General features: G+C 61.2%; 11 protein-coding genes. 6 read left to right on the forward strand and 5 right to left on the reverse strand.

The genetic code is table 11. From position 1 onward, the window contains the following. Positions 1–66 precede the first annotated feature (66 nt). Positions 67–2679, reverse strand: coding sequence for a glycoside hydrolase family 3 protein (locus tag JF535_RS01020; RefSeq protein ID WP_206998057.1), 2613 nt, complete (start codon positions 2677–2679; stop codon positions 67–69). Positions 2680–2918: 239 nt separating this feature from the next. On the opposite strand from JF535_RS01020, the gene JF535_RS01025 reads away from it, so the two are divergent. The 6 genes from JF535_RS01025 (at position 2919) to JF535_RS01050 (ending at position 13034) form a co-directional block, all read left to right on the forward strand. Further along, on the forward strand, positions 2919–4043 hold the full coding sequence (locus tag JF535_RS01025; protein WP_206998059.1) for a sensor histidine kinase: 1125 nt from the start codon (positions 2919–2921) through the stop codon (positions 4041–4043). After that, positions 4030–4863, forward strand: a complete 834-nt coding sequence (locus JF535_RS01030; protein ID WP_206998061.1) for a LytR/AlgR family response regulator transcription factor — start codon at positions 4030–4032, stop codon at positions 4861–4863. Before JF535_RS01025 ends, JF535_RS01030 begins: the two co-directional genes overlap by 14 nt. Before the next feature lie 264 nt (positions 4864–5127). Continuing rightward, entirely contained in the window at positions 5128–7872 is a 2745-nt protein-coding gene (locus tag JF535_RS01035) for a TonB-dependent receptor (protein WP_206998063.1), read from the forward strand. A gap of 216 nt (positions 7873–8088) precedes the next feature. Further along, positions 8089–9753, forward strand: coding sequence for a VRR-NUC domain-containing protein (locus JF535_RS01040; RefSeq protein WP_206998069.1), 1665 nt, complete (start codon positions 8089–8091; stop codon positions 9751–9753). Continuing rightward, positions 9750–12242: an ATP-dependent DNA helicase gene (locus JF535_RS01045; RefSeq protein ID WP_340674097.1), complete on the forward strand. Its 2493-nt coding sequence runs from the start codon at positions 9750–9752 to the stop codon at positions 12240–12242. Before JF535_RS01040 ends, JF535_RS01045 begins: the two co-directional genes overlap by 4 nt. A 12-nt stretch (positions 12243–12254) precedes the next feature. Beyond that, positions 12255–13034 carry a CLCA_X family protein gene (locus tag JF535_RS01050; RefSeq protein WP_206998073.1) on the forward strand — a complete coding sequence of 260 codons (780 nt, stop codon included), beginning with the start codon at positions 12255–12257 and terminating at the stop codon, positions 13032–13034. 38 nt (positions 13035–13072) lie between these two features. On the opposite strand, the gene JF535_RS01055 is transcribed toward JF535_RS01050, so the two are convergent. From JF535_RS01055 to JF535_RS01070, 4 genes are all read right to left on the reverse strand, one after another. After that, complete coding sequence (locus tag JF535_RS01055) at positions 13073–13813, reverse strand: sulfite exporter TauE/SafE family protein (RefSeq protein WP_206998075.1); 741 nt, start codon at positions 13811–13813, stop codon at positions 13073–13075. Positions 13814–13830: 17 nt separating this feature from the next. Next, complete coding sequence (locus JF535_RS01060; RefSeq protein WP_206998077.1) at positions 13831–14529, reverse strand: pirin family protein; 699 nt, start codon at positions 14527–14529, stop codon at positions 13831–13833. Positions 14530–14769: 240 nt separating this feature from the next. Then, positions 14770–16545, reverse strand: a complete 1776-nt coding sequence (locus tag JF535_RS01065; protein ID WP_206998079.1) for a DUF885 domain-containing protein — start codon at positions 16543–16545, stop codon at positions 14770–14772. A gap of 194 nt (positions 16546–16739) precedes the next feature. Next, positions 16740–17534: an SDR family NAD(P)-dependent oxidoreductase gene (locus JF535_RS01070; RefSeq protein ID WP_206998081.1), complete on the reverse strand. Its 795-nt coding sequence runs from the start codon at positions 17532–17534 to the stop codon at positions 16740–16742. Positions 17535–17702 lie beyond the last annotated feature (168 nt).

Raw genomic sequence — 17702 nt, forward strand, 5'->3', positions numbered from 1 at the left:
TTACACTGGACGCTGCACTTAGCTCCTTTCAAATTACTCGGGCAACTAGTCGCGGATCCTCGGCCCTCAGTCCGTACACGCCAGATGAGAGGCCGTCGCGGAGGCAATGGCGATGCGGCTGAAGGTCAGTTGCATCTCGCCAGTGGTAGACAGGTGGAACGGGGTGTTGACCTTGCTGAAATCCACATCATCGGCAAAACAGCGCAGGTCCACACTGACCTGTCGCCACTCGCCCAGAGGCAATTCGGAAAACAGCGCGCTGACATCAACCTCTGCCTCGCAGTCATCGCCGCATTGCATGCGCGCCAGCACAACCGCATCCGCCGCACGTTCGAGGCGCACGTCGGCGACCAGTGCAGCGTTAGCCAGCAGGAATTCCGATAGGTCAATCCGGCTCCAGGCACGCAGGTAAACAGAGCCCTCGCCGCCACCGAGCCACTCAAGTGTGCGGGCGTCTTCCTGTGTTTCTCGGTCGGTTGCCGCAATCCGCACTCGACGATGTGCGTGGCGGTTGCCGGTTATCTCTGTTTCCGCTCCGTCATCGTCGTTGATGAACAGGTGCCATGGGGCCATGGGACGAGCGCTAAACAGATCCATGGTTTCAGCGTCCACTTTGTCCCTTTCCGCCCGGATGTCGGGCAAGTTGCTGGCGAGAGTGTCGGTGTCGTCAGCGGTGAGGCCAAAACCGTAAGCAAACAGCGGAGCGTAGTCCGGGTCGCCGTAATTCAGGGGCTTTTGCGCGAGGTCCATTGGCCACGAGTACGGCAGAGTACCGGTGAAATCGTGGCGGATATCACCGCTGGGCGTACGGAACAGGACATCCGCCACCGCCGCCCCCTCACTGCCGGGCAGCCAGGCCACCACGAATGCATCCGAGGTATTGAGCTCCGGGTTTACCCACAGCGGACGCCCAGTGAGGAACACAGAAACTACCGGTATGCCGCGCGCCCGCAATCGCTTCAGCAATTTCAAATCCTTGTGGCTGCCCGCCTGGTATTCCAGTGTTTTCAGGTCGCCCTGCATCTCCGCGTAGGGGTTTTCGCCGTACACGACAATGGCCACATCGGCGCTGATATCTGCAGGGAGTGCACCATCGGCGCTGAGGATTGTCTGCCCCCCGCCGGCTTCGACTACGGCCTTGATACCATCGAAGATTGAGCTCGCACCGGGGAAGTCTGCATTGGTGTTGCCAGTACCCTGCCAGGACAACGTCCATCCACCGGACTGCTTGCCAATGTTGTGCGCGCCATCGCCGGCGACCAGTACGGTCTGTCCCGGTGCGAGCGGTAGTAACTGTTCATGGTTTTTCAGCAGTACCAGGGATTCGCGCACGGCCTGGCGAGCAACTTCCCGGTGTGCCTCGGAACCGATGATGTCGGTGCGGCCAGCCAATGCGCGGGCCGACGGCGGCGCATCGAAAAGGCCCGCGCGAAGTTTGACTCGCAGGATGCGCAACACCGCATCATTCAGGCGTTCGATTGGAATCTCACCGCGCCGGGCCTGTTCGAGAGTGTTGCTGTAGAGCAATTTCCAGTCGTGATTGGAGGCCATGAACATATCCAGGCCGGCATTGATCGAGGTTGGGCAACTGACGTTGCTACAACCCGGAACAAAGGCGTGCCCGAGCCAGTCGCCAACGACAAAGCCGTCGAAACCCATCTGCTCCTTGAGGACCTCAGTCAGCATGTAGCGGCTGCCGTGTAACTTCTCCCCGTTCCAACTGTTAAAAGATGCCATCACGGTCTGCACACCCGCATCCAGTGCCGAAACATAACCCTGTCCATGAATATCCAGCAGCTCGCGTTCGGTTACACGGGTATCACCCCGGTCGACACCGCCGTCGGTACCACCGTCGCCAATAAAGTGCTTGGCTGTAGCAACCAGATGGTCGCCGCTGAAACGCTCCTCACCACTGCCCTGGATGCCACGCACAATTTCTCCGGCATAATCACGCACGAGCGCAGGGTCCTCCGCGTAACCTTCATAGGTGCGGCCCCAGTGGTCGTCACGCACAGTGGCGACAGTCGGTGCGAAGATCCAATCGATACCGGTGGCGGCCACCTCACGTGCGGTTACCTTGCCAATGTGCCGCATCAATTCCGGGTTGCGGGTGGCTCCCAGGCCAATATTGTGCGGAAACAGCGTCGCGCCGATCACATTGTTGTGCCCGTGTACTGCATCCGTACCCCAGATAATGGGAACCGCCAGCCCTCCTTTTGAAGTGTCCATCGATGCGTGGTAATAGGCATCGGCCAAGGCGACCCAGTCCTGCGGGGTCGCGTACTTGTCATTGCCCGGAAAACTGCCACCGCCATTGAGCACCGAGCCCAGGTGATAGTCGCGCACATCTCCGGGGGTGGTGTACTTGATCTCGGTCTGAATAATCTGACCAACCTTTTGCTCCAGGCTCATCGCACCCAGCAACCGCTGAGCACGCTGCTCCAGCGCCTGATCCGGCTCCACTTCGCTATTGGTCACCGGCCAGCGCACCGGCTCCGCGCGCGCCGTACCGACTGTTTGCGCATCGGGTACCGCCGCACTGGGCCAACTCAATTGGTAGTGGCGGTAGCGATTATGGCCCTGCTCTTCGGTGACCTGGGAACCTCGCGGACTGCACGAAGCCACAAGCAGTGAAGCCAGGCAAATGGCGAGCAATTTTTGTAGGACGTTATTCTTCATCGTTAGCCTTTCTACTCAACAATGGCTATGGAGATCCGGACCTCCGGACCATGGGCACCGTAGCAAACTGGCTTCCCGGGGCTCCACGCAGTTGCGACAAGGCGGAACATCGTCACGACAACCCATTCACCTCATGACCAGGCGAGAGCTCCGAATGGACAATTCACGGATATCAGTGACCGCGTTGACAGCGATTGGCGCCTGCCGCTAACCTCGGGTTAAAAAGAAAAAGAAAAATTATGGACGCGACACTCCCGCCACTGAATGACAGCATTGCACTCTCCCTATTCAGCAGCCGCCGGCGACTGTTCTGGAGCCTGCAAGCCGCAGGCTGGAGCGGCTACTTCTTGCTGGTCTACCTCTCCGTGGTTCTGCCACAGCTCCATTCTGGGAATTTCATCCAGTCGCATATTCATCTCGGGCTTGAGACCGCAAGCGGACTGATCCTGACGGCATGCCTACAGCAAATGCTGCGCAGAGCCATTCGCTGGCCAACGACCAGTGCCGCACTCGCTGCTCTGGTGCTGTCGGCTTTGGTAGCAGCTCTGTGGAACCTGGCCAAGCTGTGTACTTTTGACCTGCTCTATCAACACCCCCTCCTGAGCTGGAGTTGGCAGGACTTCGGCGGCTGGTATCTGTTCTCGCTCGCCACCATGATGGCTTGGACCGGTCTCTACTTTGTATTTCGCTTCTACGGCGCCCTGCAGACGGAGCATCACAAGGCGCTGCAGGCAGAGAGCGCGGCCCGCGAGGCGCAGCTCAAGATGCTGCGCTACCAGCTCAATCCACATTTCATGTTCAACACCATGAATGCAATCTCCACCCTGATCCTGAAGCGGGAGAACGACACCGCTGGCGAAATGATGGACCAGCTTTCACAATTCCTGCGCAGCTCACTCGACAGCAATCCAGACACCCGTGTGCCGCTGCGGCGCGAGCTCGAGTCGCTCGACCTTTATCTGAACATCGAAAAAGTACGCTTCTGCAGCCGGCTGACTATCCATAAATCGATTCAGCCGGAGACCCTGGATGCCCTGGTGCCAAACCTGCTGCTGCAACCACTCGCAGAGAACGCAATCAAGTACGCCGTATCCCCACGCCGCGAGGGTGGCACGCTCGAGGTCCGGGTCTGGAGGGAGGACCATACACTGGTCATTCAGGTCAACGATGACGGTCCCGGTATGGCGCCCCGGTCAAACAGGAAAGACCCGCGCGGCGGCATCGGCCTGAGCAATACTCGGACCCGCCTCAGTGCACTGTACGGGGATCGTCATTCCCTGCGGCTTGAAAATCGTACGCGTGGTTTTTCAGTCCTCATTCGCATTCCTTTCGAAACCGGTACTTCTTCCCATGACTCTGACTAAGTTGCGTACCCTGCTCGCCGATGACGAGCCCCTGGCGCTGGAAGGCCTGCGCCTGCGCCTGTCGCAAATCGAGGAAATTGAGATTGTCGGCGAATGCGGCAGTGGTGAAGAGGCCATTGAATTGAATGCCCGCCTCGCCCCCGACCTGATCTTTCTCGACATGGAAATGCCAGGGCTCAACGGGCTCGAAGTCGTGGAAGAGCTGCGGGCGGCATCTGCCCCCACCGTTGTATTTGTGACCGCTTATGACACCTACGCAGTCGAGGCCTTCGAGCTGCGCGCGGAGGATTACCTGGTCAAGCCCGCAAGCCTTGGGCGCCTTAAGCAGGCAGTGGAACGGGTAGTTCAGCGCCGTGCCGCGCTACCCGAGCACGACAACAGCCAGGAAAAGCTACTGACAGCACTGCACAATGTTTCCGGGATTTCTCGAACGGAGCTTGAAGACTGGCTAGAGAGCGATGCCCCTCTCCCGGCCAGCTTCCCCGAGAAATTGGAGATCAAAAACAGCGATAATGAAACAGTGATGGTCCCGACGGCGGCCATTGATTGGGTGGATGCGGCAGGAGATTACATGTGTATCCATGCCTGCGGCGAAACGCATATCCTGCGCATAACGCTCAAAAAATTACAGGAGTTACTGAATCCACGGGTTTTTTTCCGTATTCACAAATCGACCATCGTGAATGCAGACCGGGTGCGCAAGATCATCCCCCTGCGCAATACCGAGTGCCAGCTGGTACTCGATGGTGACGTGCAGCTCAAGGCGAGTCGCAACTTCCGCGAACAGGTACAGGCCCTGCGCGCCCGCCACCGCACGTGAAGCAGCGCACAACGCCGCCCCTGTTATCGCGCGACAGTCTCGCCTTGTCGCAATCGGCACCAATCACCTCCTGATGTCTAGGGCTTCTCTCCCGACACCGAATTGCCATTGAGTGATACCCACCAGCTCCACAAACTAAACACTAGCGGCATTGGGTGAATGTACGACCCGGGTTCGCTGGCCACGGCCACTGACCCGAACATCGCCGCTGCCACTTGGGCGAGACCGCCCAAAAAAAATGATAACAATCTACAGAGAGCCCTGATGATGATGCGCTATAAAACCCTAGCCGCAGCGATCGCGCTGTCGAACCTTGCCTACGGTGCTGCGGCACTGGCCCAGGCCGAGGATACCGACAAGGTCGAAGACCGCCTCGATGATTCCGCTCTGGAGCAGGTCATCGTGACCGCCACCAAGCGGGAGACCAACCTGATGGACACCCCCATTGCCATCTCCGCCTTCTCCGAGGAGACGCTGGACAAGCTTGGGGTGAAAAACATCAAGGACCTCAACAACCTGGTGCCGAACATGAGCATCATGGTGGACAATGAGTCGTCCGCGCCGATCATCACCATGCGTGGCGTGCGCTCCACCAACACCACCGAGTGGGGCGACCCGGCCGTGGGCGTACACTTCGATGGGATCTACACTCCCCGGCCGCAGGGCGCCATGGCGCTGATGTTCGACATCGAACGTGCGGAGATGCTGCGGGGCCCACAGGGCACCCTGTTCGGCCGCAACTCCACCGTTGGCTCGATCAACATCATTTCTGCGAAACCTAAAACCGACGAATTCGAGGCTTCCACGAGGTTCGAAGCGGGCCGTTTCAACCAGCGCGCCTTCAAGGGCATGATCAATATACCGGTCTCGGATACCTTCGCGCTGCGCGCGGCCTACATGACCGAGAAAAAGGATTCCAACCTCACCGGCTATTACGATCCCAACCAGTGGGACCAACGCTACCTGCCCATGGATGAACTGACCCCGACGGACTCAGCGGTAAGTCCAGCGGCCAATGGCTTTGAGGCGTGGCTGTTCGACCAGCAGTACTATCAGGAAGTCAAAGCCGATCCGGCTGATTTCTACAACAACGCCAACCAGTGGGCTGCCCGTGTATCTGCCAGCTGGACACCGACCGAAAAGGCTAGCTGGCTGGTTACCGTGGAGCGTTTCCGCGACGATAGTGCAGGGGGTATCGGGCAACGCGACTGTGAACGCATCGAGGATCGCCCCGTCGAAATGGGTGGTACCTGTACCGACATCTGGGGCAGCGAGGACAATTTCGTCGCCTATGTGAATGTGCCGGGCAAAAACGACATGACCATGGACAGCGTGCGCTCGCACTTCACTTACGATATCAGCGATGAGCTGCAGTTCGTCTATAACGCGGGCTACCAGAACCAGGAGCGCACCGGCCAGTATGATATTGACCAGGGTTACTATGCCTGGGACCAGATGCTCAAGTGGGTCGATACGGACTACGATTCCTGGTCGCATGAACTACAGCTGAAATCTACCGGGGACGGCCGTCTCCAGTGGATTGCCGGCTACTTTAACTTTAAAGAAGACAACTACATGAACGGGCACTACCAGGGGGCCATGGGTGGTGCAAGCCTATGGATCCAGCCCGAACGTGTCATCAAGTCTGAGGCGGTATTTGGACAGGCAACCTATTCTGTCACCGAGCAGACGCACTTGACGCTCGGCCTGCGCCACACTGAAGACAGCAAAGAAGATATCGGCGGTCGAAACTGGGGCTGTTGGGATGCGTGTTCTGGCCCCATCAATGCGTGGGGCTTCGTTGACTGGGGCCTGCCCTGGGGTAATCCCGACGCGTGGTTTGGCGACGGCACCGCCCAGACCCCTCGCAATACGCTGAACGCCTTGCCCGCAGACTACTATGACCAGCCGCGTGAAGGGTTCGTTATCGACACCCAGAATGACGTGTATGAAAGTTGGTCTAAAACTACGTGGCGTATCGGTATCGACCACGACCTCTCTGACAACACGATGGTGTACGGCTACGTAGCCAACGGCTACAAGGGCGGCGGCATTGGTGACGTACTGTATAAGCAATCAACCATTAGCCCGGAGAACCCGACCGGCGATCGCTTTGACACCAGCTATGATGGGGAAACTGTGGTCACCTATGAAGTTGGCGTAAAGACATCGCTGCTCGACGGCGACATGAACCTCCGCGCTAACTACTTCTATAACGACTACAAAGACCAGCAGTTCTCTACCTGGACCATCTACGACGTCACCTTCACGTACGAACCTGCACGTGATGATGTCGGTGAGCCAATCTTTGATGCCAACGGTGACCCCGTGCTCGAAGAAGTCCGGAAGGATCACGGCACCTTCCTGACCCGCAATGCGGCAAGTTCCAGAATCCAGGGTCTTGAACTGGAAATGGAATGGGCTCCCTGGGCCGGCGGCCACATTGGTGGATACGTGACTTTCCTGGATACCGAAATCACCTCCGACTACTGGAAGCAGTGGGGCAGTGAACCCGGGCAGGTGTTCAATAACGATGCAAATCCGTCGGACAGCAGTTTCGGGAACTCCAGCGATTACTACGATCCGCGCTACCCGAGCTACCGCAACCTGAAGGGTAATGAGCTGGCCTATTCCCCGAACGCGTCACTGACCGTCAACATGAGCCATACCTTCGAATTCCGTGACGGCTCCTCGCTGACCCCCTTCCTGAGCGTACACTGGGAAGATGACGCCTACCTCGACATCGACAACCGCGACAAGTGGGTTATTCCAGAGGAGGATATGAGAGAGGGGGTTGATATCGCCTGGTTTACTGACAAGCGCGATGCCTGGACCATGGCCACCGCCAACCTCAACTACACCTCCGCCAGCCAGGACTGGTACGCCGAGGCCTGGGTATACAACCTCACCGATGAGGATGTGAACTGGTGGCAGGGCTTCGGCGGCAGCACGCCGATGGCCGGCAAGGCACAGCGCAGCTATGGCCTGAGTTTCGGTTACCACTGGTAAGCCTCCGATAGTCAACTCTCCCATTTTACGGCCCGCAGCGATGCGGGCCGCTTTTTAAGTCCCTCTCTATACGCCTCTTCTCCTCCCCTATCGAAACCTTGCTCACCAAATACCTTTGCCGGCCAGCCGGTCAGCCTTTGCTTTGTTCGCAGTGACGGTTTGCTGTATAAAAACACAGTAACCACAGCTACCCCCAGCCTTTAGCAGGCCAAATGCATGGCGCCCTCCAGTGAACTTCCTGCGGACTACTACCTCAGCAACTTCCACGCGTTGGTGGACTTTGTGGTGGCGCGTTATGAAGCGCTGCTGAGCGACGACGAACGGCAGTTCTACCGCCAGTTCCGGGCGCTGGCGACCGACAGCCAGCGTCTTTATGTGCGCCTGCTGTCGCGCAAGGGCGTGCCCTCTTCCGCCGGCGCCCTGTTCCGGCAACACAAGCTGGCGTATGGGGAGATCAGCGATCTGCCTGCGGCGGTGGAAGAACTGGTGATCAGTGGCCTGTTGCAGCGCAACCCGTCGCTGGCACTGGACGAAATCCTGCCCCTGTTTACCAAGCACGAACTGCTCGCCAGCAGCCCCGAGCCGCTGGCGAAAACCCTGAAACGCCCTGCCGTGGAACAGGCGCTGCTCGCGCAGCAGGCGGCGCCCATCCAAGACGCACTGACAGTGGACGAACCGCTGCTGGCGGTACAGGCGGCGGCGCACTTCGAAACCTTCAAGCTGCTGTTTTTCGGCAACCTGAACCAGGACCTGACCGACTATGTGCTGCGGGACCTGGGGCTGTTCCGCTATGAACGCTATCCGCTGGAACGGGAACAGCTGCCGTTTAAGAGCCGCGCGCAGATCGAACAGCACCTGCGCTATTACGACTGCTTGGCAGAAGCCGAGGGCGCGCTGGCCGCCGATGCGGCCGCGATCAATGCACTGGCGGCGCAGCTCCCCGTCGGCATCGACGGCGACCGCACCCTGCACCGACGCCTGGACCGGCTGCGCCTGACCCTGGCGCGCCAACTGGAGCGATTCGAAGCGCTGGACGACGCCGATGCGCTGTACCGCCTGTGCAGCCGCCCGCCGGCGCGGGAGCGGCGCGCGCGGATCGCGCTGGCCCGTGGCGAAGCCGCGGCCGCACTGGCCCTGTGCGCGGAGATACTCGCCAACCCGCTCAACGAAGCGGAACGCGCGTTTGCACGGAATTTCGGGCACCGCACCGCGAAGAAAACCGGCGACGGTGATACCTGGCCACCACCGCGCCGACACAAACCGCCGACGGACACCATCGCGCTTCCCCCTAACGGGGCGCGGGTAGAACTGCTCGCCGCGGAACACCTTGCGCGGCCCCCGGACGATCACTGCTTTTATGTGGAAAACACCCTGTTTAATGGCGTGCTGGGTCTCGCCATCTGGGACATTCTGTTCGCGCCGGTGCCGGGGGCTTTCTTCAACCCCTTTCAGGTAGCGCCGAGCGACTTCCGCACCCCCGATTTTTATCCACAGCGCAGCGCCGCATTCGAGGGCCGCCTGGCAGAACTGGCGCGGGGAAACCTGAGCCGCTGGGTTTGGCAGCACTTTCACGAAAAGCACGGTATTGCCAACCCGCTGGTGGCCTGGGAAGCCTTGCCGGAATCCCTGCTGACGCTGGCGCTGGAGCGTATACCCACGCAGCACTGGCTGGCGCTGTTCCGCCGCCTGCTGGGTGATATCTCCCATCACCGCAACGGCCTGCCGGACCTGATCCGGTTCCCCGCGGCGGGCAGCTACGAACTGGTGGAAGTCAAAGGCCCCGGCGATCGCCTGCAGCAAAACCAACAGCGCTGGCTGGCCTACTTCGCCACGCACCAGATCCCCCACCGGGTATTGCATGTGGAGTGGGCAACACCGTGAGTGAGTCTCCAGCAGAGCTACAAGCGCAAACCGCGCTCGACAACACGCTGTCGCTTTCCGTGGGCGAGCTGGTGGCCTTCGCCTGTCGCAGCGGCGACCTGGTGGGCGAGCTCTCCGGCGGGCCCAGCGCGCAGGAGGGGATACGTGCGCACCAGCGACTGCAGAAAAAGCGCCCCGCGGGCAGTCAAGCGGAATACCGCCTGCAGGAAACCGTGGAACAGGATGGCCACACCGTGGTACTCAGAGGCCGGGTGGATATCCTGCACCCCCAGCCGGACCTGCACCGCGCGGCGCAGCTGGACGAGATAAAAACCACCTATGTGCCGCCGCACAAACTGGCGGAATCCGCCCGCGACCTGCACTGGGCACAGCTGAAAATTTACGGTTTTTGCTACGGGCTGCAACAGCAGTTCTCCGCCGACACGCCGCTGGCGCTGCAGATGCTGTGGCACAACCTGAAGGAAAAAAAGACCTACCCCGAATCCCGCGAGTTCCGCTGGCACGAGCTGGAAACCTTCGCCCGAACCGCGCTTTCCACCTACCTGCAATGGCACCGGCGCTGGCAGGCCCACCGGCAGGCGGTGCGCGCCTCCGCGCGCACGCTGCCCTTTCCATTTGCAGAATACCGGGCGGGCCAGCGCACGCTGGCGGTAGCGGCCTACCGCTGCCTGCGCGATGGCGGTGAACTGCTGGTGGAGGCACCCACCGGTATCGGCAAAACCATCAGCACCCTGTTCCCGGCAATCAAGGCCGTGGGGGAAACAACTCTCGACCAGCTGGTGTATCTCACCGCGAAAAATTCCGGCCGCCAGGTGGTACGGGAAACCGCCGCGCGGCTGCACGCCGGCGGGCTGACCCTGTCGGTACTGGAACTGCAGGCGCGGGACAAAACCTGTTCCTGCAATCTGGGCCTGTGCAGCCGCGACGACGCCGGTATCTGCCCGCGCACCCGCGGTTTCTTCGACCGGTTGCCGGAAGCGCGCCGCGCGCTGCTGGGGCGCCCGCTGCTGACGCCAGAAGTGATTGCCGAAGAGGCGGACCGCCTGCAGCTGTGCCCGTTTGCGCTGTCGCTGCAGATGTTGCCGTGGGCAGACCTGGTGGTGTGCGACTTCAACTACGTGTTCGATCCGCTGGTGCAAATGCAAGGCCTGCGCGACACACGCCTGCAACGCGCGCTGCTGATCGACGAGGCGCACAACCTCAGCGATCGCGCGCGCGCCATGTTCAGCGCGAAACTCAGCCGCGCGGACAGCCGCCGCGCTGCTGCCGCCTGCAAGGGTTCCCATCCCGCGCTGCAGCGCGCTATTCAGTCGTTGGTGCGCGCACTGGATAGCTGGGTAGAGCAGCGGCGGGAATCGGGGCAGCAGGCCGCGCCGCCGGGCAAGCCAGAAAAGATTGAAAAAATAGACGAGAAAGAAAACGGCAAAACAACCGAACTGTGGATCACCGCGCTCACCGACGGCGCGCCCCACAAGGTGAGCGCGGCGGTGCACAAGGTATTGCTGGTGGTGAGCCAGTTGTGGGAGCAGTCGCAGGCACCACCGGAAGCCATTGCCGACTGGCTCCGGGCCCTGTTCCGCTACCAGACTGTGGAACAGCTGGCGGCAGAGCACCACCGCTGTATTACCCGTGCGCAACACCTGCCAAATCGCGACAGCCGCTGGCGGGAGCAGGAAATCGAACTGCTGTGCCTGAGTGCCGCCGACTACCTGCAACAGGCCTACGCGCTGTTTCACAGCGTCATCGCTTTCTCTGCCACCCTGCGCCCGCCGAGCCATGTGGTCCGGCAATTGGGACTGCAGGCGGAGGCGCCCTATCTCGCCCTGCCCTCGCCGTTTGCGGCCGAGCAACTGGGGCTGTTTGTGTGCCCGTTTGTCGACACCCGCTACCGCGCCCGCCAACGGGCCAGTGACACCCTGGTGGACATGATTGCGCGCACCTATCACAGCCGCCCGGGTAACTATCTGGTGTTCTTCCCCTCCTACCGCTTTTTACAGCAAGTGGCCGAGTGCTTTGCCGCGCAGTACCCGGAAATTCCGCTGGTGCAGCAGGCTTCCGGCAGTTCCGATCCACAGCGCAGCGCATTTCTGGACAACTTCCAGAGTGGCCGCCGCAGCCTGGGATTTGCCATCATGGGAGGGGTGTTCGGCGAGGGCGTGGATTACGTGGGCGAACAGCTGGTGGGCACCATTGTGGTGGGTGTGGGCCTGCCGCAGGTCAACGAAGAACAGGAACTGCTGCGTGCGGCCTGCGAACAGCGGGGCGAAAACGGTTTCGATGCGGCCTACCGCTACCCGGGCCTGACCCGCGTGCTGCAAACCGCCGGCCGGGTAATCCGCAGCGAGAGCGACCGCGGCGTGGTCATCCTGGCCGACAACCGTTTTGCCGATCCGTTTTACCGCGCGCTGTATCCGCAGCACTGGCACCCGCAGACCTGCAATAATGGCCACGCACTTTCCGCCGCCCTCGATCACTTCTGGAATGGGTAAATCGCAAACGCCATGGGTTTAGACCGCACCTTTTACCGCCGCAGCCCGCAACAGCGACCGCAGCAAAACGTCACCTTCAACGATGTGCGCAAGCGTTTTGATTTTCGCTCCATTGCCATCGGCCGCTGGGTGACCGAAGCGGAAAAAGCGCGCGCGGCGGGCCTGTTTTACGATGCGCTGGTCGACCTGATGACGATACTGCAGGGGCCGGAGTTATTGGTCTCCCTGCGCGGCACCCTCGCCTTCCAGTACGGCACCGGCGGCCGCCCCGGTGTCTCCGCCCATTACGAGCCGGCGACGCGCACCTTTGCCCTGGCCAAGAATGCCGGCCCCGGCTCCATCGCCCACGAGTGGTTTCACGCACTGGACCATTACCTCGCGGACAAGGCCTTCAGCGATGCATCCGGCAAGCGCTTTGCCTCCGAGGCCTGGTTGCGCGATGCCACGCCGGTGCCCCACCCCATCAACGATGCACTGTTCGCCTGCTTCCGCGCGATCATGCTGGATGAAAGCGGGGAAAACCCCAGCGACCTGTTTCGCGCATCCAAGGCCGCAGATGCGGCCAACGGTTGCCTCTACTACGCGGAACCCGCCGAAATGTGCGCGCGCGCCTTCGAGGCGTTTGTGCAGGATGCGAGTATTGCGAATAACTTTCTGGTGGCGGGCACCAAGGCCACGGAGGAGGCCAAGCTGGGGCTCTACCCCAGCGGTGCGCACCGGGTGCGGATCAACGGGGCATTTCGCCGGTATTTTGATTTGCTGGGGCGCGCCCTGCATGGGCAGCCGGTGTGACAATGCACCGGCTGCCGGGAATTGGGATTGGACTTGGGTTAGGCCAGCGCCTTGAACAGCAGCGCCCCACCGGATAACGCCAGCAGCCAGCGGCAGATGCGCAGGAACGCGCGTTCATCAAGGAGTCGCTGCACACGATAGCCGAGGTAAACACCAAGGTAGGCCACCGGCGATAGCACCAGCGCGGTCACCAGCAATTCCCGGCTCCACAAACCCGCGAGGGTGTAGGGCACCAGTTTGACCAGGTTCATCACCCCGAATACCACCCCCGCCGTGGCCAGCCAGGTGAGCTTGGGCAACCCGCGCCCGATCAGGTACATATTCAGCGGCGGGCCGCCGGCGTGAATCAGGGTACTGGTAAGCCCCGCTGTAGAGCCCCACAGCCAGGCGCTGCCGGGCAGTCGCGCGGCCAGCGGTGCCAGCTTCTGCCAGAAGGCGAACAACAGGCTCAACACCCCCAGTGACAGGGTGAGCGCAAACGGCGATACCCAGGCCAGCAGCCAGCCACCCAGCGCAATGCCGAGCACCGCCGCAGGCAGCAGTTTTTTCAGTTCCTGGGCATTACGGTGCTGCCAGTAATAGGCAATGGTGCGTCCATCCATGATCAGCAGGATCGGCAGCATTAACGCCACTGCGGTTTCCACCGGCAGCACCAGCGCCAACAGCGGCACCGCGACCACGCCGGCGCCGCCGGCAAAGCCGGATTTGGAAATGCCGGTGAGCACCACGCCCAACAGGGCAAGCCCCCAGAACAGGGGGCTGCTACTGATGACGGTCATTGGCTGTCCAGCATGGTCTAGCCCGGCGTGCGCGGCAGGTCGAACCAGAGGGCGCTGACACCTTCTGCGCCCGCTGTCAGTTGCAGGGTTTCTTCCATCACCCCCAGTCCGTCACCGGCGGCGAGCTGGCCATCGTTCACACCGACACCGCCATCAATCAGGTGCAGGTAGCCCACGCCCTTGTCGGCGGTGAGATCGATGGTTTCGCCGGGCGCCAGTTGCAGGCGGGAGATCGCCGCATCCTGGTGAACCGTCAGTGATCCGTTTGCCCCGTCCGGGGTCACCAGCGGGGTCAGTGCCCCGTTCTGCGCAATCGCTTTCTGTTCATAGCCGGGAGTCAGGTCCCGCTGGTTGGGGATAATCCAGATCTGCAGGAACTTCAGCGGTTCGCTGGTCGAATGATTGAACTCGGAATGGGTGAGCCCGGTGCCTGCGGTCATGCGCTGCACTTCGCCGGCAGGTACCACAAAGCGATTGCCCATGCTGTCTTTGTGTTCGATCGCCCCTGCCAGCACGTAGGAAATAATTTCCATATCCCGATGGCCGTGGGTGTCAAAACCCGCACCCGGCGCGACGGTATCGTCGTTGATCACCCGCAGCGCGGAAATGCCCATGTGCTTCGGGTCGTAGTAGTGACCGAAGGAAAAACTGTGGCGTGAGTCCAGCCAACCGAAATTCGCCTTGCCGCGCTCGTCGGCACGTCGTAGGTAAAGCATCTTGCCGTCCTCCCTATGCTGGGCCTGTTGTGAATGGCCCGTTTGACTGACATGGCCTCACTATACGAAGGCAGACACCGGGGATAAATTGAATTTATTGGGATAAATCGTTCGATTTGGGGAGAGCGGGCTATTGCGCAGTTGCGCTGCTGTGCTGTGGCACGGCAGGCAGGCAAACGGCCCCGACGGTATCCGCCGGGGCCGCACCAACCGGTTGCGGTTTGGTGTTGCTGGTGGGCGTTACTGATTGGCGGCGATAAACCGATCCATCTGCACTTCCAGCATTTCCATCGGCAGTGCGCCGTTGGCCAGTACTGCATCGTGGAAAGCGCGCAGGTCAAAGCGATCACCCAGTGCCTTTTCCGCTTTCGCACGCAGTTCGCGAATCTTGATTTCGCCCATCTTGTACGACAGCGCCTGTCCCGGCCAGGAGATGTAACGGTCCACTTCCGCACGCACATTCGCCTTGGACAGCGAGGTGTTGTCCGCAAGGAAGTCCAGCGCCTGCTGGCGGGTCCAGCCCTGGGAGTGGATGCCGGTGTCGATCACCAGGCGCGCGGCGCGCCACATTTCATAGCTCAGGCGACCGAACTGCTGATAGGCATTTTCGTAAACCCCCATCTCCACGCCGAGACGTTCGGTGTACAGCGCCCAGCCCTCACCGTAGGCACTCAGGTACAGGCCGCGGCGGAAGTCCGGCACATTTTCCAGTTCCTGCGACAGGGCGCCCTGCAGATGGTGGCCGGGCGCGGCCTCGTGCAGGGTGAGCGCCACCAGTTCGTACATGGGGCGCTGGTCCAGCGCGTGGGTATTCAACCAGTAGGCGCCGCCGCGGGTGCCACCGATGGCCGCCGGGTTGTACGAGGCGGTGGTGTAGTTGGGGGCGATCTCGTCCGGCACCGGCACCACGCCGTAGGGCAGACGCGGCAGCTTGCCGAAAAATTCGGGCAGGCGGTAGTCGATGCGCTTGGCGATATACGAGGCCTCTTTCAGCAACTCCCGGGGGGTCTCGGCATAGAACTGCGGATCGGTGCGCAGGAATTCGGTGAATTCGTCAAAGCCGCCATCAAAGCCGGACTCCGCGATCAGCTGGTTCATTTCCTCACGGATACGCTTCACTTCCGCGAGGCCGATTTTGTGGATGTCCGCGGGCGCCATGTCGAGGGTGACATAGGTACGGATTGCGTGGCGGTAGTAATCTTCGCCAGCGGGCAGGTCTTCTGCGGCCAGGGACTCGCTGGCCGCATTCATGTAGTCACCTTCGAGAAAGGTTGCCACGCGGTCAAACGCAGGAATGGCGTGCTCCCGGATCGCCGCGGCCCCGGCCTTCTGCAGGCGCTGTTTTTCGCTGGCCGGGAAGTTATCGGGCAGGTCGGTGAAGGGCTCGTACAGGCTGCTTTCTTTGGGGTCGGCGTACACCTGGGCGCGTACCGTTGGGGCAATGCCCTGCACCACAATTTTGGGAAGCACGAAGCCGTCCGCAATGCCCGCGCGCATATTCGCCAGATTCTCGTCGAAGTAGCGGCCGAAATCCTGGATGCGCTTGATGTAGTCCTCGTAGTCGGACACCTGCGGCATATTCAGGCCGCTGCTGGCATCCAGCGCCGAACTCCAGAAGCTGTAGAAGGTATTGACCGGGATGCGCTCGAGATACAGCCTGTTCGACTCGATGGAGTTTTTCAGTACCCAGGTGAGCAGATCCTTGTTGACCCGCTCGGCCTCATTCAGCTGGCGGCTGTCCACCTTGTTGAGGCGCGCAACAAACGCCTCTTCCGCCTGCAGGCGGCGGCTGCGGTCCGCCGGCGACACACCGGGCAGGCGGTCGCTGTACCCTTTTTCGCCCATGCGGCTGGCGGTGATGGGGTCTTCCCGCAGGCTGTACTGCCAGTGGTCGTCAATAATGGCCTGCAGCTGTGCCGACGCCGTATCGGCGTGTACGGCAGGGGCGACCAGTGCGGTCACAAGCAGGAAAAAAGACCACAGCCGCGCAGGCTGCGCCAGGAACCGTCGGAACATGTTGAACCTCTCCGAAATGCACAATCGATCGTGGTGAGTTTGCGCACGACTGTACCACGGCGGCACCCGCTAGAGAGGCCCCGCAGAAGCGCCGCGGGGCTAAATGACAGCTGCGCTCGACCAACCGGCGGCGCGCAGGGAAATATCCTGTGGATGGTGGGTTGGCCCGGTACAAAACCGGGCCGGTTTCGATGTTAGCCGATGCTCTTGATCAGGCCACCCTCGGCCCTGACGCTTGCGCCATTCACCGCGGCACTCAGTGGCGACGCCAGGAAGGCGACCACCGCGGCGATTTCGTCCGGCTCGATAAAGCGCTGCAGCAGTGAATCCGGCTCCGTTTCCCGGAAGAATTCCCCCACAAACTGTTGCTCGGTTTTCCCCTGCCCCGCGGCACTCTCCTTCAGCCATTGAGTGACCCCCTCGGTGCGCGTCGGCCCGGGCAGTACCGAATTGACCGTCACATTGTTGCCGCAGCCCCGGGTCAGGTTCGCCAGTCCCCGCCCCATCACGATCTGCGCGCCCTTGGTCACCGAGTAATGCACCATGCTTTCCAGCCCGCGCATGCCGGCCTCACTGGCGATATTGATGATGCGGGCAAAATCCTGCTCCAGCATTTTGGGGAAAAAGTGCCGGCTGAGGCGCACGGTGCTGAGCACATTGATGTCGAGGAAGCGGCGCCACTCGTCGTCGGAAATCTCGGCAAATGGCTGGGGATTGAAGATCCCCATATTGTTCACCAGTACGTGCAATGGGCCGTGCTGTTCGATTTCACCGCACACCCGTGCGCTGTCTTCGGCGTCGGCGAGGTCGCCTTCGATGGCGATCACCTCGCCGAGGCCCGCCAGCTCCTGCGCCACCTCCGCGGTGCCCGAGCGTCCGTTGATGATTACCCGGGCGCCCTCTGGCAGCAGGGCTTCGGCAATGGCCCGCCCGATGCCTTTGGTAGAACCACTGATAAATACCAGTTTGCCATCAAGCTGCAGATCCATTGCACTTCCTTCCCTGTTGCTGAACTGTGTATCGCACCGTCGGTGATGACCTGTGTGAGCGGGGCTGCGCCGGCCGGCGGCCCCACTACTGAGCGTAGACTCACCACCGCAGCCAGGGTCGCGCCTGCGCCATTTTTGCCGCCGCGCACCAGCTGCGTGCACCGCCGC

Origin of the sequence: Microbulbifer salipaludis (assembly GCF_017303155.1) — a bacterium.
GTDB lineage: Bacteria > Pseudomonadota > Gammaproteobacteria > Pseudomonadales > Cellvibrionaceae > Microbulbifer > Microbulbifer salipaludis.